Below are 21332 nucleotides of genomic sequence, written 5' to 3'. Positions count from 1 at the left end.
AAACAGCCGCGGCGAAAAATAGTGCTGAACAAAAAATGAACCGCGCGCAATGGATGTTGATTAAAAATCATACCCTGGGGAAAAGAAATGTATTTCCTGTGGAAAAATTGTGCAAAAAAGAATGAATTAGACCAATCTAATCACAGTAAAGCATTGTCGTTGCTCGGTTGGCTAGGGTATTATGGCGCGCTATAAATTTGCTGCGGAGTTTGGTGGCAAATGCAAATTCAGGCTGTTAGTTCATACTGAAATTAGTTGACATTGCAGGGTTATGAGCGATGTCAACTAATGAAGGTATCGGCCTGAAACGTGTAAACCGAATCATCAGAAATTTCTGATGTAAATCCCTTGTAGTACCGCTACCTATGGCAAAAGAACAAACGGATCGCACGACGCTGGATCTGTTCGCAGATGAACGCCGTCCGGGGCGCCCGAAAACAAACCCATTATCCCGTGATGAACAGCTTAGAATTAATAAGCGAAATCAACTACGGCGCGATAAAGTACGTGGCTTACGACGCGTGGAACTGAAGATTAATGCCGATGCCGTCGATGCTCTCAATAGCCTTGCTGAGCAGCGTAACATCAGCCGTAGTGAACTGATTGAACAGATGTTACTGGCTCAATTAGAACACTCACAAAAAGGGTTTTAATCCTGTCGGTTTTAGCCCCCATTGGTTTCAACCCCATTGGTTTTACCCCCATTGGTTTTACCCCCATCGGTTATCACGACGGCGTGGCGTAAGTGATTACGCCACGCCAATATCCTTACAGTCGTTTTTGAAAAACAGTCTTTGAAAAATAGAGCTAGAAAGTTTCCCAGTTTGTGTTGTTATCCACCTTACTCGTCGGCGTCGCCGCTAAAACCGTAGCCCGAGGTTTGGTTACCGGTTTGGCTCGCTCATCATCTGACCGCAATTTAAACACGGCTACCGCTTGGTTTAACTGAGCCGCCTGTTCCTCCAGCGAAGCCGCCGCTCGGGAAGCTTGCTGCACCAGCGCAGCATTTTGCTGAGTCACACTGTCCATCTCCGCCACCGCCTGCCCGACCTGAGTGATGCCTTTACTTTGCTCATCAGACGCCGAGGCTATCTCGCCCATTAAATCGGTGACATTGGTGATGGAACGAACAATTTCATCCATAGTTATCCCGGCACTTTCTACCAATGCCGAACCGCTGCTAACACGGCTTACTGATTCGGTTATTAAGCTATCAATCTCTTTCGCCGCCTGTGCACTGCGCTGAGCAAGATTGCGGACTTCACTGGCGACCACGGCGAACCCCCGACCTTGCTCTCCGGCTCTGGCCGCTTCAACGGCGGCATTTAGTGCCAGAATATTGGTCTGGAAAGCAATACTGTTAATTACCGTGGTAATTTCGGCTATTTTGCGTGAACTAGCGGAGATATCATCCATGGTATGCACCACATCGGCCACCAGCGCCCCCCCTTTTTTGGCGGTGATAGAAGCATTTGCCGCCAGTTGACTGGCGTGATGTGCATTATCTGCATTGTGTTTTACCGTTGCCGTCAACTGCTCCATACTCGCGGCTGTCTCTTCCAACGCCGCCGCCTGCTGCTCAGTGCGCGATGATAAATCCGTATTACCGGCAGAAATTTCTGCCGCCCCGTGATAAATCCCATCCGTGCTGCTGCGGATAGCTTTTACCGTGTTAGCTAAACTGGCCTGCACATCACGTAGCAGTGGAAACAATTGCCCGACACAGTTACGACCAAAATCCGCGATGGGCTGCCCAAGCTGGCCTGAAGCAATCACCCGAAAATGTGCGCGAATATTATCCAGCGGGCGCACCATGTTGATGACCAGGTAGCGATCCGTTACTAGCAAAATCACTAATCCCGCCACCAAAGCAGAGATTAATATCATGCTACTGATTTTGGTCAGACGAGCAAATTGCTCTTTAGCCACACCGATGGCTTTAGAGGCGGCATGATTAAAATCCTCCGCAACAGATCCATATTGGCGACTTAGCGCTGGCACTGTTTTTTTGGCTAAGTCCTCATAGACCGCGCTATTGTTATCCATTGCCGCCTGATACAGCGGCGTCACACCCTGATCAATTAATCCGCTCCACCCATCAATCACCCCATTCACCAATGCGGGGTCAATTTGTGCATGGTCGATGGCTTTAAACTGCGCCAACTTTTTTTTCAGATTCTCAAGTGCAACATTGGATGATTTGAGTTCTTTATCGGCATCCGCAATATTACCGCCCTGTCGATAATCTACTGAACGGGCCAGGCGTGTAACCATCCGAAAATATTGATCCGTCCCCTGATTGACCAAATTCATATTTTCAACCAACACACTGCTGGCATTAGTGGATTGTGTTAGTTGATTCAGTGATAACAATGTATAACCCGATACTCCGCCCCATAGCAGGCAAAAAGCCCCAAGCACCCAAAGTAGTGCGGCTCTGATGGTAATATTTCTTAAAAACTGCATGTTAGTTCCCCTTATATATCGGATACTTACCGTTAAAATCCTGGTGTTATTTGATGACCGAAAAGCAATAAAGGACGTTCCATACAGCTAACGACAACTCCTTTCCCGGCAAATTTTCATTTGACGGTTTCCCCCCTGGCACCGCAAATTGCAACCTTTCGGTTACATGAAGGTTATCGGCAATGACGTTATAAGGTTGAGCGACTCACAAAAATTTTATATCGCATAAACTTGATATCGGCCTGGCGAGATTTTCTGGCATTATATGGCCCTATACATGTGTTATATTATTGGGCAGAGCGCTCAGTAATTTGCATAACTATTTGAATTTAAGGGTATTAAGTTATATGGCAACTGTAGGCATTTTCTTTGGCAGCGATACTGGCAATACCGAAAACATTGCCAAGATGATCCAAAAGCAACTGGGCAAAGATGTTGCTGAGGTTCATGACATTGCCAAAAGCAGCAAAGAAGATTTAGAAAGCTTCGATATTCTGCTGATCGGTATCCCAACCTGGTATTACGGTGAAGCCCAGTGTGATTGGGATGATTTCTTCCCGACACTGGAAGAGATCGATTTCAACGGCAAGCTGGTCGCGTTGTTCGGTTGCGGCGACCAAGAAGATTACGCAGAATATTTCTGTGATGCGATGGGGACTGTGCGCGATATCATCGAACCACGCGGTGCTGCTATTGTCGGCCACTGGCCAACCGCAGGCTACCACTTCGAAGCCTCCAAAGGCTTGGCGGATGATGATCACTTTGTCGGTTTAGCTATTGATGAAGATCGCCAGCCAGAATTGACGAATGAACGTGTTAGCGCTTGGGTAAAACAGATCAGTGAAGAACTGAATCTCGCTGAAATTACCGGTTAACTTGCCGTGTCGGAAACGCGAGGGTGATGTTAAACATCAAACCGCGTTTCCGTTACCTCTAACGCCTCTCGCTATATACCCTAAATAATTCGAGTTGCAGGAAAGCGGCAAGTGAGTGAGGCCCGAATCATTGACTGGCCGAGTAACGAGAGCAGCCAACGCACATGCAGCTTGAAGGATGACGAATAGACTTGTTAAGCCGCCCACAGATCCGCATATTCATCCGTGCAAAATGAAAATAAACCGCTACAAATTTGTAACGTTACACCCAGCAACCATATACTTAAATGATGCAACAATCCCACCCATCAATACATTGCATGATTAATGGGGCAAAGTGTGCAATTATATCTTTGTTAACAACCACGGTTTTCATTTGGGGCTAGCAGTTCTATAATGAGACGCAATTGAGAATATTGCGCCACGGATGTCATAGGCTGAACGGCCTTAATTTGAATCGATAGTAATAGGACTGAATCCGCATGACTGACAACAACAAAGCCTTAAAAAATGCAGGCCTTAAAGTAACGCTGCCCCGGCTTAAGATTCTGGAAGTGTTACAAGATCCGGTTAACCATCACGTCAGCGCGGAAGATCTTTATAAAAAGCTGATCGATATCGGTGAAGAAATTGGTCTGGCGACGGTTTACCGCGTACTGAACCAGTTTGATGATGCTGGTATTGTGACCCGCCACAATTTCGAAGGCGGTAAATCAGTCTTTGAATTGACGCAACAGCATCATCACGATCATCTGATTTGCTTGGATTGCGGCAAAGTGATTGAATTTAGCAATGAAGAGATTGAAAAACAGCAACGTGATATTGCTGAAAAGCATGGCATCAAGCTGACCAATCATAGCCTGTATCTCTATGGCCACTGTGCCACTGGCAATTGCCGTGAAGACGAGTCTGCGCACGATCCAAAATAATATGGTTTTATCTCATTGATCATATAAAGATTTTCACATAATGCTGAAATAAGCAATTCGCAAGATGGCCGCCTTTCCCACAAGTTATTTCAGTTGGGAGTCAGGTGGTCATTTTTGTTACTGATCTCCTGCATCCCTCTCTTCGTGACAAATTCATTTTTTCATTACTCATTTAATGGCCATTCACATGAATTTGAAACAAAAAAAACCCCGGACTCGCCGGGGAAAAAACCATCAACTCAACTTCACATAATGTTGTTTACCTATACCCTAAATAATTCGAGTTGCAGGAAGGCGGCAATTGAGCGAATCCCTAGGAGCTGACACAAGTCAGTGACTGGGGCGAACAAAGACAGCCAACGCACATGCAGCTTGAAGTATAACGGGTATAAAAGCCTGGCAAACAGGAGTTAACATCAGACACAGCACTTTGACAGCAATAATCAGACTTTAACCGGCTCCGCACGGCTACTACGTTTACCATCCGGACTTGTCGAGCGAATCAACACGTCACCGCTGACTTTAGGTTGGGCTTTGACATCATATTTCTGCCATTGCTTACCGCCATCAGTGGAATACTCGATAATCAGCCCCGGCAAGGAAATGTTAGCTTCCAACTCCCCTGTAACGACACGCGCCCCCGGAACCGGTAAGCGGTAAGCAACACCGGCTTTATCCAGTTTCGCCAATTCACGTTGTCCCATAATATTGGCAAAACGCTGCCAATCTGAGTTCAACGCCTTAGTATCGACCATATGGGTTTCGCCACCTTTGTACTCGCGGCCCGCTTTATAATCTTGCTCCCATGGCGCACGATGCCAGGCACGTTCGGCCAGTGGTAATACCCGCGGAAAAATCATGTATTCCATCTGTTCGTCAGTCCGAACAGTTTCATTCCATGATTGGCCTGAAATACCGTGCACACCCGGCCAAGGTTTATCACTCTTGGCGCTGAAGTGATTACCGTCGCGGTCGACCGAGGTTTCAGCATTTTGCGGCATGTTATCCGGCGCGAAACTAAAGACTTTGGCTTCGTCGTTGAAGCGAGTTGCCCAGTAATAACCGCGTTCATTTGGGTTAACTTCATACGGCATGTCGAAATAGACATAATCTGGGTTGGACGCGACCACTTCATAGCCTTTATTGGCCCAATCATTGACTGAATCGGCCCCGCCCCAATAGAGGGTATCCCAGAAGTTAACGCCCACACGTTTGGTCGCAAAATCTTTCGAATCTTTGGCATCTTTAAGGCCATCTTGCCAGGCTTGCATTTTTTCGATGCCGTGGGCATTCACCAGCTTGCTGACTTCAATGGCGAAGTGGCTGGAAAGATGCTCAACATCCTGAATTTTTCCTTGCTTGACCATGTCCTGACAAACCTGTGATTTGGCCCACGGCTTATCTTCAACACTCTTATCAATGATGCCTTTGCCCGGCTCAATCGGGCTATTTTTGTCCTGGAACCCGGCCCCCAGACGGATGTTCTTGGCCTCATCGCCGCCAAAATGCCAAGTGTTTAGCGGCATACCGGCTTCTTTATGCATCTGAGCCATTTCGCCGATCACTTTGTCGACAAAGCGCTTAGAAGAATCCAGACATGGGTTGAGATAACTTTTGCGCTCATACAGTTGAACCGAGGTCGTTTGAGAATCATCAGTCGGGTCAACCAGACGGAATTCGTTGGCTTCTTTTTCTTTGCCCTGCTTCATCAAATTGTTGTAGCGGGCTTCCATTGATACCACGGCCGCACGAGCATGGGCTGGCATATCAATTTCAGGAATGACATCAATCTGACGCGCTTTAGCGTATGTGAGAATATCGATGTAATCAGCGCGGGTAAAATGGCCGGAACCCAGATTATTGCTATCCGGGCCAGAACCCAATTGTGGCAATAAACAGGTGGTTTCCGTTAAATCGTGGCAACGTTTGCTACCGACATCCGTCAGTTCTGGCAAACCTGGGATCTCAATACGCCAGCCTTCATCATCACTGAGGTGGAAATGGAATTTGTTCAGCTTGTAAGCGGCCATTTGATCGAGTAAACGCAGCACCGCATCTTTGGTTTTGAAGTTACGCCCGACATCCAGGAAGACACCACGATATTCAAAGCGCGGCGCATCTTTGGCCTCCAATGTTGCAATCTTCTTGCTACCGTCAACCGGCACTAAAGAAAGAATCGATTGCAAACCGTAGAACACCCCAGCAGGGTCAAAACCTATGACTTGCGCCCCTTTTTCGCCGATTTTCAGCTCATAGGCACCAGAAACGGCTAAATCACCTTTAAAAGCAGACGGTTGAATCAGCGTTTTAATCGGGAAGCCAGCAGAATCCGACTTCAAACCCAGTAACTCAAAACGCTGTTGTGCAGCATCAGCGGCTGGTTTTGGTAAAGCGCTCAGGTCAAGAGCAACGCCTTGACTCAAATCAGCATCTTGTTTGTGAATCTTCACTTCCATCGGCGTCGGGATAATCTGCCCGCGCAGGTTAGCTGCTGCCAACCTTTTCACTGCTTCGTTTTTAACAAAACGGGATTCCGGCGTCATCAGCACATTATTGTCGTCTTTAGTGCGCTTCCACTGATCGCCAGTAAACTGAGTCAGATATTCATTAATATCCTCAGTATCGGTGCTTTTCAGGACTTTTGGTTTCGCATCACCTGAAGTGGCATACCAACGCGGCATAAAGTCAGTGGCAAATAACTGCCAGTATTCGCCGGTGATCGGGATTTCAACCGCCTGATTGGCGGGGAAGCCAGTGAATTTAGCGGTAGGTTCAATTTTATGCAGGTCGCCAGTCAGGTGAGTAATTTTGAATTGGTCGTCATCGGTAGTCAGAATCCGACGGATGCTGTGGAAGTAAATGGCCCAATCTTGGCCTTTGATCTCATCCCCGGTGTTGGTCAAAGTAATCAAGACCTTATTACATGATGCCCAGTCAGCCCCCAACTTGGCACAATCCACGCCATTTTCAGCAGCGCGGTTATCTAGTATTTTATAGTTAACTTTCAACGTGCTGAGTTGATCCACAAGCTGTTGGTTAGTGGTGTCCGCATGCGCGTACCCCATCAAGCCAAAGGTTGCGGTTATTGCCGCTAACGCGTTCAATCTGAATTTGTTCATCACTAACCTCATCCGTAATGAATAATCACTGCCAAAATCGCTACTGGCAGTCATTATTGTTAGTTCAACTTTTGTCGTGAACTTAATTAATTGTTTTTGCGAATTTCTTGCCACAGCTTGCCACACTGCGCGTCATAGGCTTGACCATTGCCGGTATGGGCTGCATCAATACAACGCTGATAATCCAATACCCGGACAGTCTCTTTGTCCGTAAAAGCTTGATGTGCTTTTTCTTGTTTCAAGACGTTCAGCACCGCCTGACACGGGATCAATCTTTCTGGTTGGCCTTCGCTGGCATTGATACAAGCACTGTAAGCTTGCTTAAGTTTGCTGTCTTCCGGCTGGACTGGGCCTTGTGTGGCGCAAGCACTTAATCCCATTACTGCGGCAATGATAAAAAGGACTTTTTTCATGGTGGCACTCCATTATGTCCCCGGCACGGTGGCCGGGGATGGCAATCAAACGGGGTAAAATCAGAAGATAGTAAATGGCGCGATCACGATGAATTTGACGTCTTTTTCATCCTGGAATACGTTGCCGAAACCGCCACCATAGCTTGGGATATTGGTGTGGTTGTCATACATGGTGTAATGCAGTTTGAATAATGTGCCTTTCGCCCGGCCTTCTTGCAGGGTATACAGCACGTCAAAGTTCCATGCAGATTCTTTCAAACGCACATTCTGGTCATAAATTGGATTGGTGCTTGGTTTGGCATCCCAACCATAAGCATAAGAAGTCCCGACTGACCAACCGGCCATATTCCAGTTTTTCAGGTCATACATCACGCCACCAAACAGCGCTTTTTCGCCGTTGGCGTTGAAGTCAGAGCGGGAATCCCACCACACGTCCAAGCGACCATTGGAGGTTGCGTAGCCTGGGGTCATACGTTGCAGGAAATAGCCTTGGTTACCGTCAGCTTTGGCCCAAGTCCCCTCCAGGCGTAAATCAAATGGCCCAGTGGTATAGCCGAGAGTCAATGCTTGCAGCCAGGCAAGGCCGTCATAGACGTCATTAACATCTTTGAAACCGCCATCGACTTTGTCTTTCGCACCGTAGAATTGATAAGAAGTCCGTAGATCATTACCCGCAACTGGGAAAGCATAAGAGGCTTTAGCAAAGTATTGGTCCATGTAATCTTTGGCTTGACCGAATGCGGTTTCCAGTACCAGCTTGTTTTTAAAGTCGTATTTGGCACCAATTGAGTGCAGGTAACTTATGCCGGTCTTACCATCAGCTTGACGGAAGTTGTACATATTCTGATACCAAGGCGCTTTATATTCATCAGTCCACATGTAAGACATGGACAGTGCGCCCGCTGTATCAAAATCAAATTTCGCGCCGCCTTCAGCACCACGATAGGTGCCTGGCATAAAGCTCCAGTGTGGAGCTAACAGTGTCTGGCCAGTCGGTTGGATATAACCACCACGCGCCCAGAAATCACCTAATTTAAATTTGGCTGCTGCTTTGTAAATACTGACGCCACTCTTATCGCCGGTCCATTTTTCATCCCAACGGGTTTTGGCATCACTGAAGCCAATTTCGTTTGGGGCCGCTGGGCCGCTGTTAGTCATTTCAACTGCGCCGAAAGCCGCTAAATCAATACCGAAGATATCTGCGGCATAGCCGGATGAGAAATCGAGATTGGCGTTAAAGGTGGAGTGATGCAGGTTAGCGACATACTTGCCATACTCTGCGCTACCCGGCGTTAAATCCTTACGGTCACGCTGACGCTGCCAATAGTAAATACCACCCGTCAGTGATGAATCATCAACAAAGCCTTCTGCCTTGGCTTCAGGGGCTGCCATAAACCCCGTTCCTAACAATGCACCCGCGACTGCGAGCGCTAATGTTTTACGTTTAGCACCGTGCGTAACCATATGAAAAAATTCCTCTTTGACATCACATTTAAAGTGCCGTCCCTGTGTCCACCACAGCTCACAGGTTTAGCCTCAAAAAACCCTAGTGGGTAAAGTTTTGCTGGGAAGAAACCTCCACCAGCAGTTGCTCATAAAAAACAAACTTCGCTGTCGAAATACACACTCACGAAGCTTGTTGCTGGAAGATAGACTATTTTTCGCGACGCGAATTATCAATCAAAAAAGGAGCTAATTATTCAAAGTATGACAATGAGCACATAACTATGAAAAAATATTACAGAGTTCACAAAAGCTTAAAAAACAATGCATAAGAGGATATTTATAAAGCAAAATCGTCTCATATTGACATCTTGAATGGTTTCAGCTTAACCAATAAAACATAAGATTTATCCGATTAAAATGGTGTTATTTACTTAGTTAATTCGTAAAGCGAATATTTAAGAAAGACTTACAGACAGCCACTCAAAGGAGGGAAAAGAATACAATCAGTCGAGATTGACCAAAGAAGAGGATGGGAAAGAGAGAAAATTGAAAGGATAGGGCCGTGTTTAGTAAAACTAACAATAACCCTATAATGGGCATAAAAAAGGCGTGGACTAAGCCACGCCAATTAAGGTAAATCCAGCAATTATACTCTAAATAATTCGAGTCGCAGGAAGGCGGCAAGCGAGATAATCCCGATGAGCTTACTGTAGTAAGTGATTCGGGTTATTGAGCGAAGCCAACGCACATGCGGCTTGAAGTATGACGAGTATAAAATTAGTTAGTCACCTTAGCAGCCCAGGTATCACGCAGACCCACAGTGCGGTTAAACACCAACGCATCGGGGCGTGAATAGCGACTATCCGCACAGAAATAACCTTCTCTTTCAAACTGATAGGTTCTTTCTGGCGTCGCATCAGCCAAGCTTGGTTCAACAAAGCCCTGACGGATAATCAAAGACTCAGGGTTGATGGTGGATAAGAAATCTTCCGCCGCCGCTGGGTTTGGCACACTAAACAAACGGTCATATAAACGGATTTCCGCTGGCAATGCATGCTTGACTGAAACCCAATGAATAACGCCTTTCACTTTACGCCCATCAGCAGGGTCTTTGTTTAAAGTCTCTGCGTCATAGCTGCAATAAAGTGTCGTGACATTGCCTTCTGCGTCTTTTTCAACACGCTCAGCTTTGAGCACATAAGCATTACGCAGGCGCACTTCTTTACCCAGAACCAAGCGCTTGTATTGCTTATTCGCTTCTTCACGGAAATCAGCGCGATCAATATAAATCTCACTGTCGAAAGGTACCTGGCGGGTGCCCATATCCGGGTTATTCGGGTGATTTGGCATGGTCAGCCACTCTTCCCCTGGCGCACGGTTCTCGATAACCACCTTGATGGGGTCAAGAACGGCCATAGCCCGTGGCGCATTTTCGTTCAGATCATCACGGATACAGGATTCCAGCGCCATCATCTCAACGTTGTTATCCTGCTTGGTGACACCAATACGGCGGCAGAATTCACGGATTGATGCTGCGGTGTAGCCACGACGACGTAAGCCAGAGATGGTCGGCATACGGGGGTCATCCCAACCCTCTACCACTTTCTCGGTCACCAATTGGTTCAGCTTACGCTTCGACATAATGGAGTATTCGAGATTCAGGCGAGAAAACTCATACTGACGCGGATGACATTCAATGGAGATATTATCCAGCACCCAATCATACAAGCGACGGTTATCCTGGAACTCTAAAGTACAGAGTGAATGGGTAATTCCTTCGATCGCATCAGAAATACAATGGGTAAAGTCATACATCGGGTAGATGCACCACTTGTTACCTGACTGGTGATGCTCAGCAAACTTAATGCGATACAACACCGGATCACGCATGACCATAAAAGGTGAGGCCATGTCGATTTTAGCGCGCAAGCAAGCGGTGCCTTCAGCAAAACCACCGGCACGCATCTTCTCAAACAGTGCCAAGTTTTCTTCCACACTGCGATCGCGATAAGGGCTATTTTTACCCGGTGCGGTCAGCGTGCCGCGATATTCGCGCATCTGCTCGGCAGTCAGTTCATCCACATACGCCAAGCCCTTGTTAATCAGCTCTACAGCGTACTGGAACAATTGATCAAAATAGTCTGAGGAGTAACGGACATCACCGCTCCAGGTGAAGCCTAGCCACTCGACATCGCGTTTAATCGACTCGACGAACTCGACATCTTCTTTCACCGGGTTGGTGTCATCAAAACGCAGGTTGCATTGGCCCTGATAGTCTTGTGCAATACCAAAATTCAGGCAAATAGACTTCGCATGACCAATATGCAAGTAGCCGTTTGGCTCAGGCGGAAAGCGGGTATGAACCGACGTGTGTTTGCCGCTGGCTAAATCTTCGTCAATGATCTGACGGATAAAATTACTCGGGCGGGCTTCTGCCTCACTCATTGTTCTATTCCTCAATGCAAACGCAACAAATATAACCGCATATAATCCAACAAGCCCGGCCCGGAAACAACCGTTTGTTACAGGAAATAAAACAAAAAAACGGGAAGAGATCGCTCTCTTCCCGCTGCTTTGATTAAAACTCAGGCCAGTGACTCAGTACATCAGCACTTTTTCACTGCGAATCTTAAACTCATTATTTACCTTGGATCTCAAGTTATTTGCCTTGGATCTCAAACAACTGGCTTTGGCCGGCAACCACAGAACCCCCCGCCAATACCGAGATACCGGCATAATCATCAATATTACTGACGACAACTGGGCTAATCATTGAGCGCGCATTAGCATTCAGATAAGCCAAGTCCAGCTCCAATACCGGTTGCCCAGCAACCACAGTGGCACCTTCTTCAACCAGCCGTGCAAAGCCCTGGCCGTTCAGTTTCACCGTATCAATCCCGATATGAACCACAATTTCAGCGCCGGTTTCAGTTTCCAGGCAGAAGGCATGGTTAGTATTGAAGATTTTTACGATGGTGCCGTTCGCCGGAGAAACCACTATTTTATCCGTCGGACGAATAGCAATACCCTCACCTACCGCTTTGCTGGCAAAGGCTTCGTCAGGAACTTCTGCCAAAGCGACAACATCACCAGTAATTGGAGAAACCAATACCAGGGAAGCTGTTTTTGTGGTGTTAATGACCGCCTGAGGCTTGGCCGCAGCAGGAGCAGCAGAGCTACTTGCCGCAGGAACCGGGCCACCAGCCAATACCGTACGCATTGCCGAAGCAATCAGTTCCGCACGGGTCCCCACAATCACTTGCACACTTTGTTTGTTCAGACGAATAACACCTGAAGCGCCTAAACGCTTGGCGACACTGTCATTGACCAATGCAGAATCTTTCACGTTCAAACGCAGACGGGTGATGCAAGCATCAATACCTGTCAGGTTATCTGAACCGCCAATGGCACTAATGTAACGACGCGCTAAACCATTAATTTCGCTTTCGTTAACTTCAGGTGTCTTATCAACATTGACGTCATAACCATCTTCTTCACTGCCTTCAACAGCCAGTTCACGGCCTGGAGTCAGCAAGTTGAATTTCTTGATGGTGAAACGGAATACCACGTAGTAAATAGCGAAGAACACCAGACCTTGCGGGATCAACATGTACCAATGTGTCGCCAGCGGGTTACGCGAAGACAACACCATATCCACCAGACCGGCGCTGAAACCAAAACCTGCAATCCAGTGCATACTGGCTGCAATGAACACAGAAATACCGGTCAGCACGGCGTGGATGAAGTACAACACTGGAGCCACGAACATGAAGGAGAATTCAAGCGGCTCAGTGATACCGGTAAAGAAGGCAGCAAATGCCCCCGCCAACATGATACCCGCCACTTTCGCTCTGTTTTCCGGACGGGCACAGTGATAAATCGCCAGCGCAGCACCCGGTAAACCAAACATCATGATTGGGAAGAAACCAGCCTGATAACGACCAGTGATACCGACAACAGCTTTACCACTATCGATGGACTGTTGGCCACCCAGGAAGTTAGGAATATCGTTAATACCAGCAACGTCAAACCAGAACACAGAGTTCAGGGCATGATGCAGACCGACAGGGATAAGCAAGCGGTTGAAGAAAGCATAGATACCCGCGCCCACAGAACCCATATCTTTGATGTATTCGCCGAAAGTCACCAATGCGTTATAAATCAGTGGCCAAACGTACATCAGAATGAAGGCAACCACGATCATCAGGAAAGACGTCAGAATCGGAACCAGACGGCGACCGCTGAAGAAAGAGAGTGCTTTTGGCAATTCAACGCTGCTGAAGCGGTTGTACAACTCAGCTGAGATGATACCCACCAGGATACCCACGAACTGGTTGTTGATTTTGCCGAAAGCAGCAGGAACCTGATCAACCGGAATCTTTTGAATCATCGAAACCGCGGCTGGCGAACACAGAGTCGTCAATACCAGGAAGCCTACAAAGCCGGTCAGTGCAGCAGCACCGTCTTTATCTTTTGACATACCATAAGCCACACCAATGGCGAACAGCACGGACATATTATCGATGATGGCGGCACCGGACTTGATAAACAATGCCGCTAGCGCATTATCACCACCCCAGCTGACCGGGTCTATCCAGTAGCCCACACCCATCAGTATCGCGGCTGCAGGCAGTGTGGCCACTGGGACCATCAGAGCCCGACCTACTTTTTGCAAGTAACTAAGAATATTCACCTTTCCCCCTATTCGTCCGATATCGGACCCTTTAAGTAGTTTATTTATTTGACTCACTACCTTTTAGAAAAACGCATGGCACACTTTCTATTTATTCACGGCACGTATTACTCATTGCGGAGTGTAAAAAATTTATTTCGTAACGCAAATTAAAACCCCCTATTTTGTGATAAATGTCACCAAAAACCAGTCAAAAAGCACCAATGCACTAGCCATGACACAAAACTTATTTTATCATTCGAAAAATGAACAAAGCATTGTACCAGCGCATGAGTCAAAATCTGAGTTACGCTTATCTGAATGATTCAATCCGCGTAGAGTATAGCCACTATTAGTAATCAAAGAGGTGCAAGATGAGACTTATCCCACTGAAAAACACCACAGAAGTTGGTAAATGGGCCGCACGTTATATCGTTAACCGCATCAATGCATTTAAACCAACCGCCGAGCGTCCATTTGTACTGGGTCTGCCCACTGGCGGCACACCGATGGAAGCGTATAAGCACTTGGTTGCGCTGTATAAAGCAGGCGAAGTTAGCTTCAAGAATGTGGTCACTTTCAACATGGATGAATATGTTGGGTTGCCGCAAGAGCACCCAGAAAGCTACTACACCTTCATGCACACAAACTTCTTTGATCATGTCGATATCCCTGCTGAAAATATCAATCTGCTGAATGGTAACGCGCCTGATATCGATGAAGAATGTCGTCGTTACGAAGAAAAAATGAAGTCTTACGGCAAAATTAACCTGTTCATGGGTGGCGTGGGTGTTGATGGCCACATTGCCTTTAATGAACCGGCCTCTTCTTTAGCCTCTCGCACCCGCATCAAAACCCTGACCGAAGAAACTCGCATCGCGAACTCACGCTTCTTTGGTGGTGATGCAAACCTCGTGCCGAAATATGCACTTACCGTCGGTGTAGGCACATTGTTAGATGCTGAAGAAGTGATGATTCTGGTGACCGGTCGCGGTAAAGCGCAAGCCTTGCAAGCCGCAGTCGAAGGCAGCATCAACCACATGTGGACCATCAGTTGCCTGCAACTGCATGCTAAAGCCATCGTGGTGTGCGATGAACCATCGACGATGGAATTGAAGGTTAAAACTGTAAAATATTTCAGCGAGTTAGAAGCTGAAAACATCAAGAATCTGTAAAAATCATTAGGGGGCTAAGATGTACGCTTTAACTCACGGCCGTATTTATACCAGCCATGAAGTACTGGATAATCACGCTGTTGTCGTGGCTAACGGATTGATCGAACGTATCTGTCCTGCCGATGAACTTCCGGCTGGCATTGAGGTACGCGACTTAGGTGGTGCCATTCTGGCCCCCGGTTTTATTGATGTTCAGCTTAATGGCTGTGGTGGTGTGCAATTCAATGATTCGCTTGAGGCCATCTCCGAAAAGACGCTGGAAATCATGCAGCGCGCGAATGAAAAGTCAGGATGCACCAGCTTCCTGCCAACACTGATTACTTGCAGTGATGAATATATGAAGCACGGCATTGATGTCATGCGTGCATATCTGCAAAAAAACCAGCATCAGGCTTTAGGCCTGCATCTGGAGGGGCCTTATATTAGCCCACAGAAAAAAGGCACTCATAACCCGGCGTTTATCCGTAAACCTAGCGCTGAAATGATTGATTATCTGTGTGCCAATGCTGATGTCATAACCAAAGTGACTTTGGCTCCAGAAATGGTTGACACCAAATATATTCGTCAGCTGACAGAAGCCGGTATTTTGGTTTCTGCCGGTCATTCAAATGCGACATATCCGCAAGCTCGTCAAGGTTTTGCCGCCGGTATCCGCTTTGCCACGCATCTTTATAATGCAATGCCTTACATCTCTGGGCGCGAACCGGGCCTGATTGGGGCAATTTTCGACACGCCAGAAGTGTACACTGGCGTCATTGCTGATGGGTTACATGTAGATTGGGCCAACATTCGTAATGCGAAGAAGCTGAAAGGCGAAAAGTTGGTGCTGGTCACTGATGCAACTGCTCCGGCTGGCGCGGGTGCTGAAATTGATCAATTTATTTTTGCTGGTAAAACAATATACTATCGCAATGGTTTATGTGTGGATGAGAATGGCACACTAAGCGGTTCAGCACTGACCATGATAGAAGCGGTACAAAATAGTGTTGAGCATGTTGGCATTGCACTGGACGAAGCATTGCGCATGGCGACACTTTATGCGGCCCGCGCGATTGGCGTGGATAAGCAGTTAGGGAGTATTGAAGCTGGCAAAGTGGCCAACCTGACTGCCTTTACCCGCGATTATAAAATCACTAAAACCATCGTTAACGGCAACGAGGTTTTAAAATAAGCGAGTAATTTTATTGATGAGCACCGGCGTACAGTCACAAATTGGTAATGTGGATCTTGTGAAACAACTCAATGGCGCCGTTGTTTATCGGCTTATTGATCAGCAAGGCCCGATTTCGCGCATTCAAATTGCCGATCTCAGCCAGCTAGCTCCCGCCAGTGTCACCAAAATTACTCGTCAACTGTTGGAGCGCGGGCTGATCAAAGAAGTCGATCAGCAAGCCTCCACCGGTGGTCGCCGGGCGATTTCTATCGTGACCGAAAATCGCCAATTCCATACCATCGCTGTCCGTTTGGGCCGCCATGATGCCACTATCACACTGTTTGATATGAGCGGTAAGTCGCTGGGTGAAGAGCACTATCCCCTACCTGAGCGCACACAAGAAACTCTCGAACACGCATTATTTAATATAATCAGTCAGTTTATTGAAGCTTATCAGCGCAAATTACGTGAACTGATCGCCATCGCCGTCATTCTCCCCGGATTAGTTGAGCCGAGCAAAGGTATCGTGCGCTATATGCCACATATCAATATTAGCAACTGGCCGTTAGTCGAAAATCTGCAAAATCGGTTTAATGTCACCAGCTTCGTCGGCCACGATATTCGTAGTTTGGCACTGGCTGAGCACTATTTTGGTGCAACCCGTGACTGCGAAGACTCCATTTTGGTTCGTCTGCACCGCGGTACTGGCGCCGGTATCATTGTTAACAGCCAAATATTTTTAGGCAGCAATGGCAACGTAGGTGAGATAGGCCATATTCAAATTGATCCCCTTGGCGAGCGCTGCTATTGCGGTAATTTTGGTTGCCTGGAAACCGTGGCATCTAATGCGGCTATTGAAAACCGCGTACGCCACTTGCTCACGCAGGGCTATCCGAGCAAGTTAACCTTGGATGATTGCCATATTAGTGCCATCTGCAAGGCTGCGAACAAAGGCGATTTGCTGGCAAGTGAGGTGATTGAACACGTCGGCCGCTACTTGGGGAAAGCCATCTCCATTGCGATCAACTTGTTTAACCCGCAAAAAGTCGTGATTGCCGGGGAAATTATTGAAGCCCATAAAATCCTGCTCCCCGCCATTCAAGGTTGCATAAATACACAAGTGCTGAAAAACTTCCGCCAAAATCTCCCCGTGGTCACTTCTCAGCTTGACCATCAATCAGCCATTGGGGCTTTTGCCTTGGCCAAGCGCGCCATGTTGAACGGCGTATTACTGCAACGCTTGTTAGAAAATTAATCCCTTATAGATAAGACTTTGGCAGGGTCAACTTCACCATCGGCCATGTTATAGTGGCTCATTGCTGCGGCTAAAAGAGTAATTTAAACAATGACAATTAAAAGCGTTATTTGCGATATCGATGGTGTATTGTTGCATGATAATCACCCAGTACCCGGTGCTGATGTATTTCTGGCCCGAATTCAAGAAGCCGGAATGCCGCTGGTTATTTTGACCAACTATCCCTCACAAACAGCTCAGGATCTGGCTAACCGTTTTCATTCTGCGGGGCTGGAAGTGCCGGAAAGTGCTTTTTATACCTCAGCAATGGCAACGGCCGATTTTCTGCGCCGTCAAGATGGTAAAAAAGCCTATGTGGTGGGTGAAGGCGCATTAGTTCACGAATTGTATAAAGCAGGTTTTACCATTACTGATATCAATCCTGATTTTGTGATTGTGGGTGAAACCCGCTCATACAACTGGGATATGATGCATAAAGCGGCCTATTTCGTCGCCAATGGGGCGCGTTTTATTGCCACCAACCCCGATAGCCATGGTCACGGTTTTTCACCGGCCTGTGGCGCATTGTGTGCACCTATCGAGAAAATTTCTGGCCGTAAGCCATTTTATGTCGGCAAACCTAGCCCATGGATTATCCGTGCTGCACTGAATAAAATGCAGGCGCATTCAGAAAGCACCGTCATTGTGGGGGATAACCTGCGTACTGATATTTTGGCGGGCTTCCAGGCGGGTCTTGAGACTATTTTGGTGCTATCCGGTGTCTCGACATTAACGGATATTGAAGCGATGCCATTCCGCCCAAGCTATGTTTACCCCTCCGTTGCAGAAATTGACATCATCTAATTTCAGTTGGCGGTCATGGCCGCCATACTCCCCTTTTCGCCGCTATCCTTTTCCAAGTTGCGCCCTTTTTTAGTGCAACGCACCAAAGTTTCTTGCCATTACGCCCTCTTTTGGCGCATTTTCTTTTTATACCCTGAGTCCTTAAAGCTGCAGGGTTGTTAGCTGCGCGCACTTCCCCGTAGCATCATAAATTGGCGTATTTTTTGCATGTTTTCTACAAACTAATCGGATGAATGCATCGTCATTGGGCATAGCTTGCATCAATCACAGGCAAGTATGAGAAAACAGTTCCAGCGATGACTGACTAAAATTCAACATCCTCACCGCCAAAGCAGAAAAGTTAGGGAGATTATTATGTGTTCTATTTTCGGGGTCCTCGACCTTAAAACCGACCCCATTGAATTACGCAAAAAAGCGCTGGAAATGTCACGTTTAATGCGCCACCGCGGCCCAGACTGGTCTGGTGTGTGGGCAAATGATAAAGCCATACTCGCCCATGAACGCTTATCTATTGTTGACGTCAATACAGGTGCTCAGCCACTGTATAATGCTGCTCACACGCACATTCTGGCAGTCAATGGTGAAATCTATAATCATCAAGCATTGCGCCAGCAATACGCTGACCGCTATGAATTCCAAACCGGGTCTGACTGCGAAGTTATTCTGGCACTGTACCAGGAGAAAGGGCCTGAATTCCTTGATGATTTGCAAGGCATGTTCGCTTTCGTTTTATACGATACAGAAAAAGATGCCTATCTGATTGGCCGTGATCATTTGGGTATTATCCCGCTGTATATGGGCCATGACGAACACGGTAATATGTTCGTTGCTTCCGAAATGAAGGCCTTGGTGCCGGTTTGCCGCACCATCAAAGAATTCCCTGCTGGAAGCTATCTGTGGAGCCAGGATGGCGAAATTCGCGAATATTATCATCGTGACTGGTTTGATTTCGATAATGTCAAAAACAACGTAACTGACAAAGTTGAACTGGCGAACGCATTAGAAGACGCGGTAAAAAGTCATTTGATGTCTGACGTACCTTACGGCGTGCTGCTGTCCGGTGGGCTGGATTCCTCTGTGATTTCTGCCATCACCAAAAAGTTTGCCGCTCGCCGTGTCGAAGACGATGAGCGCAGTGAAGCTTGGTGGCCACAACTGCACTCCTTTGCTGTTGGCCTGATTGGCTCGCCCGATTTGCGTGCGGCCAAAGAAGTTGCCAACCATTTAGGGACTGTGCACCATGAAATTCATTTCACCGTGCAGGAAGGTCTGGATGCCATCCGTGATGTGATTTATCACATTGAAACCTATGATGTCACCACCATCCGCGCCTCAACACCAATGTACTTGATGTCACGTAAAATCAAGGCGATGGGTATCAAAATGGTGCTGTCGGGTGAAGGCTCTGATGAAGTCTTTGGTGGTTATCTCTATTTCCACAAAGCACCGAACGCCAAAGAATTGCATGAAGAAACTGTGCGCAAGCTATTAGCCCTGCACATGTATGACTGCGCCCGTGCCAACAAAGCCATGTCTGCCTGGGGTGTTGAAGCCCGAGTCCCCTTCCTGGATAAAAACTTCCTTGATGTCGCGATGCGCATTAACCCACAGGATAAAATGTGCGGTAATGGCAAAATGGAAAAACATGTCCTGCGTGAATGTTTTGAATCTTATCTGCCACATAGCGTCGCCTGGCGTCAGAAAGAACAATTCTCCGATGGTGTGGGTTACAGCTGGATTGACACATTAAAAGAGAAAGCAGCCGAGCAAGTCACTGATCAACAGATGGAAACTGCTCATTTCCGTTTCCCATACAATACGCCGTCTTCAAAAGAGGGTTATTTGTATCGCGAAATTTTTGAAGAGTTATTCCCACTACCAAGCGCCGCTGAGTGCGTACCTGGCGGCCCGTCAGTCGCATGTTCATCAGCTAAAGCTATTGAGTGGGATGAATCATTCAAAAGCATGGATGACCCATCAGGGCGCGCTGTAGGTGTGCATCAGGATGCCTATAAATAATTGAACCCAATGGCGGGGTGTGACTCTGCTTGTTCGACTATGTTGCTTTCAAGGCCGCCCACGGGTGGCCTTGTCTTTTGTTGGCAAATTCAACAATTAATCACTATAAGTGCTGCTTTAATCACCAGACTGTTCACAAGCCAAACAAACAAACCCCTTCAGCGCTTTTTTGGGAAAAAATTAGTTGACGCAATTCGGCCATATACGCATAATGCGCCCCGCAACGCCGATGAAGGTTGTGCAGAAAAAAGATGGCTACGTAGCTCAGCTGGTTAGAGCACAGCACTCATAATGCTGGGGTCACAGGTTCGATTCCCGTCGTAGCCACCATCTTTTTTTATGTATGCGGGAGTGGCGAAATTGGTAGACGCACTAGATTTAGGTTCTAGCGCCGCAAGGTGTGCGAGTTCAAGTCTCGCCTCCCGCACCATTTTCATCGGTTGTCACAGTAGATGGGATATCGCCAAGCGGTAAGGCACCAGGTTTTGATCCTGGCATTCCCAGGTTCGAATCCTGGTATCCCAGCCATTTCTCTGAAATGGTTTGTCGTTAAACACAAACACTGTTAGACGCGAGTTGTACTAAGTCAGTAAAAGAATTGTATTTCAGTTGGGATATCGCCAAGCGGTAAGGCACCAGGTTTTGATCCTGGCATTCCCAGGTTCGAATCCTGGTATCCCAGCCATACAATTTCTCAAGGTTAAAGATTTTAAGATGGCTACGTAGCTCAGCTGGTTAGAGCACAGCACTCATAATGCTGGGGTCACAGGTTCGATTCCCGTCGTAGCCACCATCTTTTGGGGTATCGCCAAGCGGTAAGGCACTGGATTCTGATTCCAGCATTCCGAGGTTCGAATCCTCGTACCCCAGCCAAATTTAGAAAAGCTCGCTTCGGCGGGCTTTTTGCTTTTCTGAATTTTGTTTTTTCACTGCGATGAAATTTGAGTTTTGCTTTTCAGCATTTGAG

General features: G+C 47.3%; 14 protein-coding genes and 6 tRNA genes. 14 read left to right on the top strand and 6 right to left on the bottom strand.

Annotated elements, in window-relative coordinates; all coding sequences use genetic code 11:
• Positions 1 to 365 precede the first annotated feature (365 nt).
• Entirely contained in the window at positions 366 to 653 is a 288-nt protein-coding gene (ybfE, locus tag OP863_RS06450) for a LexA regulated protein (protein WP_004390567.1), read from the top strand.
• A gap of 154 nt (positions 654 to 807) precedes the next feature.
• Here the strand turns inward: ybfE and OP863_RS06445 are convergent, their stop codons facing one another.
• Positions 808 to 2466 carry a methyl-accepting chemotaxis protein gene (locus OP863_RS06445; RefSeq protein ID WP_265525992.1) on the bottom strand — a complete coding sequence of 553 codons (1659 nt, stop codon included), beginning with the start codon at positions 2464 to 2466 and terminating at the stop codon, positions 808 to 810.
• A gap of 347 nt (positions 2467 to 2813) precedes the next feature.
• Here OP863_RS06445 and fldA point away from each other — a divergent pair, with 347 nt between their 5' ends.
• Entirely contained in the window at positions 2814 to 3341 is a 528-nt protein-coding gene (fldA, locus tag OP863_RS06440; protein ID WP_145591821.1) for a flavodoxin FldA, read from the top strand.
• 482 nt (positions 3342 to 3823) lie between these two features.
• Positions 3824 to 4270, top strand: coding sequence for a ferric iron uptake transcriptional regulator (gene fur, locus OP863_RS06435; protein ID WP_004390570.1), 447 nt, complete (start codon positions 3824 to 3826; stop codon positions 4268 to 4270).
• A gap of 443 nt (positions 4271 to 4713) precedes the next feature.
• On the opposite strand, the gene OP863_RS06430 is transcribed toward fur, so the two are convergent.
• The 5 genes from OP863_RS06430 to nagE all read right to left on the bottom strand — a co-directional run bounded on the left by OP863_RS06430 (position 4714) and on the right by nagE (position 13941).
• A complete protein-coding gene (locus tag OP863_RS06430; RefSeq protein ID WP_265525991.1) occupies positions 4714 to 7389 on the bottom strand; it encodes a beta-N-acetylhexosaminidase in 2676 nt (891 codons plus the stop codon).
• A gap of 86 nt (positions 7390 to 7475) precedes the next feature.
• The gene (gene chiQ, locus OP863_RS06425; RefSeq protein ID WP_038634731.1) at positions 7476 to 7802 is read right to left on the bottom strand and encodes a ChiQ/YbfN family lipoprotein; all 327 of its coding nucleotides are present in this window, start codon (positions 7800 to 7802) and stop codon (positions 7476 to 7478) included.
• Positions 7803 to 7862: 60 nt separating this feature from the next.
• Positions 7863 to 9266: a chitoporin ChiP gene (gene chiP / locus OP863_RS06420; protein ID WP_050291445.1), complete on the bottom strand. Its 1404-nt coding sequence runs from the start codon at positions 9264 to 9266 to the stop codon at positions 7863 to 7865.
• Positions 9267 to 10025: 759 nt separating this feature from the next.
• On the bottom strand, positions 10026 to 11693 hold the full coding sequence (gene glnS, locus OP863_RS06415; RefSeq protein WP_265525990.1) for a glutamine--tRNA ligase: 1668 nt from the start codon (positions 11691 to 11693) through the stop codon (positions 10026 to 10028).
• 214 nt (positions 11694 to 11907) lie between these two features.
• The gene (gene nagE / locus OP863_RS06410; protein ID WP_265525989.1) at positions 11908 to 13941 is read right to left on the bottom strand and encodes an N-acetylglucosamine-specific PTS transporter subunit IIBC; all 2034 of its coding nucleotides are present in this window, start codon (positions 13939 to 13941) and stop codon (positions 11908 to 11910) included.
• Between the two features lie 353 nt (positions 13942 to 14294).
• Here nagE and nagB point away from each other — a divergent pair, with 353 nt between their 5' ends.
• The 11 genes from nagB (at position 14295) to OP863_RS06355 (ending at position 21238) form a co-directional block, all read left to right on the top strand.
• Positions 14295 to 15095: a glucosamine-6-phosphate deaminase gene (gene nagB, locus OP863_RS06405; RefSeq protein ID WP_145589758.1), complete on the top strand. Its 801-nt coding sequence runs from the start codon at positions 14295 to 14297 to the stop codon at positions 15093 to 15095.
• Between the two features lie 19 nt (positions 15096 to 15114).
• Positions 15115 to 16266: an N-acetylglucosamine-6-phosphate deacetylase gene (gene nagA / locus OP863_RS06400; RefSeq protein ID WP_038634744.1), complete on the top strand. Its 1152-nt coding sequence runs from the start codon at positions 15115 to 15117 to the stop codon at positions 16264 to 16266.
• Between the two features lie 16 nt (positions 16267 to 16282).
• Entirely contained in the window at positions 16283 to 17503 is a 1221-nt protein-coding gene (gene nagC / locus OP863_RS06395) for a DNA-binding transcriptional regulator NagC (RefSeq protein ID WP_050291447.1), read from the top strand.
• A 90-nt stretch (positions 17504 to 17593) separates the two neighbouring features.
• Positions 17594 to 18346, top strand: a complete 753-nt coding sequence (locus tag OP863_RS06390) for an HAD-IIA family hydrolase (protein WP_038634749.1) — start codon at positions 17594 to 17596, stop codon at positions 18344 to 18346.
• A 354-nt stretch (positions 18347 to 18700) separates the two neighbouring features.
• Positions 18701 to 20365, top strand: a complete 1665-nt coding sequence (asnB, locus tag OP863_RS06385) for an asparagine synthase B (protein WP_004390582.1) — start codon at positions 18701 to 18703, stop codon at positions 20363 to 20365.
• Positions 20366 to 20618: 253 nt separating this feature from the next.
• A tRNA-Met gene (locus OP863_RS06380) sits at positions 20619 to 20695 on the top strand.
• A gap of 15 nt (positions 20696 to 20710) precedes the next feature.
• Positions 20711 to 20795: transfer RNA gene (locus tag OP863_RS06375), tRNA-Leu, on the top strand.
• A 23-nt stretch (positions 20796 to 20818) separates the two neighbouring features.
• Positions 20819 to 20893, top strand: a tRNA-Gln gene (locus OP863_RS06370).
• A gap of 82 nt (positions 20894 to 20975) precedes the next feature.
• Positions 20976 to 21050 (top strand) — tRNA-Gln (locus OP863_RS06365).
• Between the two features lie 31 nt (positions 21051 to 21081).
• Positions 21082 to 21158: transfer RNA gene (locus tag OP863_RS06360), tRNA-Met, on the top strand.
• Between the two features lie 5 nt (positions 21159 to 21163).
• A tRNA-Gln gene (locus OP863_RS06355) sits at positions 21164 to 21238 on the top strand.
• Positions 21239 to 21332 lie beyond the last annotated feature (94 nt).

It is taken from the genome of Yersinia sp. SCPM-O-B-9106 (C-191) (genome assembly GCF_026183365.1).
GTDB lineage: Bacteria > Pseudomonadota > Gammaproteobacteria > Enterobacterales > Enterobacteriaceae > Yersinia > Yersinia rochesterensis.
The sequence above is the reverse complement of the archived record's forward strand: the minus strand, read 5'-3'. Positions and strand labels throughout refer to the sequence as shown.

Excerpts from the sequence above, each read along its gene's own strand:
- OP863_RS06390 (WP_038634749.1), top strand. The coding sequence starts at position 17,594 with ATGACAATTAAAAGCGTTATTTGCGATATCGATGGTGTATTGTTGCAT.
- nagA (WP_038634744.1), top strand. The coding sequence starts at position 15,115 with ATGTACGCTTTAACTCACGGCCGTATTTATACCAGCCATGAAGTACTG.
- chiQ (WP_038634731.1), bottom strand. The coding sequence starts at position 7,802 with ATGAAAAAAGTCCTTTTTATCATTGCCGCAGTAATGGGATTAAGTGCT.
- chiP (WP_050291445.1), bottom strand. The coding sequence starts at position 9,266 with ATGGTTACGCACGGTGCTAAACGTAAAACATTAGCGCTCGCAGTCGCG.
- OP863_RS06430 (WP_265525991.1), bottom strand. The coding sequence starts at position 7,389 with ATGAACAAATTCAGATTGAACGCGTTAGCGGCAATAACCGCAACCTTT.
- glnS (WP_265525990.1), bottom strand. The coding sequence starts at position 11,693 with ATGAGTGAGGCAGAAGCCCGCCCGAGTAATTTTATCCGTCAGATCATT.
- ybfE (WP_004390567.1), top strand. The coding sequence starts at position 366 with ATGGCAAAAGAACAAACGGATCGCACGACGCTGGATCTGTTCGCAGAT.
- fur (WP_004390570.1), top strand. The coding sequence starts at position 3,824 with ATGACTGACAACAACAAAGCCTTAAAAAATGCAGGCCTTAAAGTAACG.
- nagC (WP_050291447.1), top strand. The coding sequence starts at position 16,283 with ATGAGCACCGGCGTACAGTCACAAATTGGTAATGTGGATCTTGTGAAA.
- OP863_RS06445 (WP_265525992.1), bottom strand. The coding sequence starts at position 2,466 with ATGCAGTTTTTAAGAAATATTACCATCAGAGCCGCACTACTTTGGGTG.
- asnB (WP_004390582.1), top strand. The coding sequence starts at position 18,701 with ATGTGTTCTATTTTCGGGGTCCTCGACCTTAAAACCGACCCCATTGAA.
- nagB (WP_145589758.1), top strand. The coding sequence starts at position 14,295 with ATGAGACTTATCCCACTGAAAAACACCACAGAAGTTGGTAAATGGGCC.
- fldA (WP_145591821.1), top strand. The coding sequence starts at position 2,814 with ATGGCAACTGTAGGCATTTTCTTTGGCAGCGATACTGGCAATACCGAA.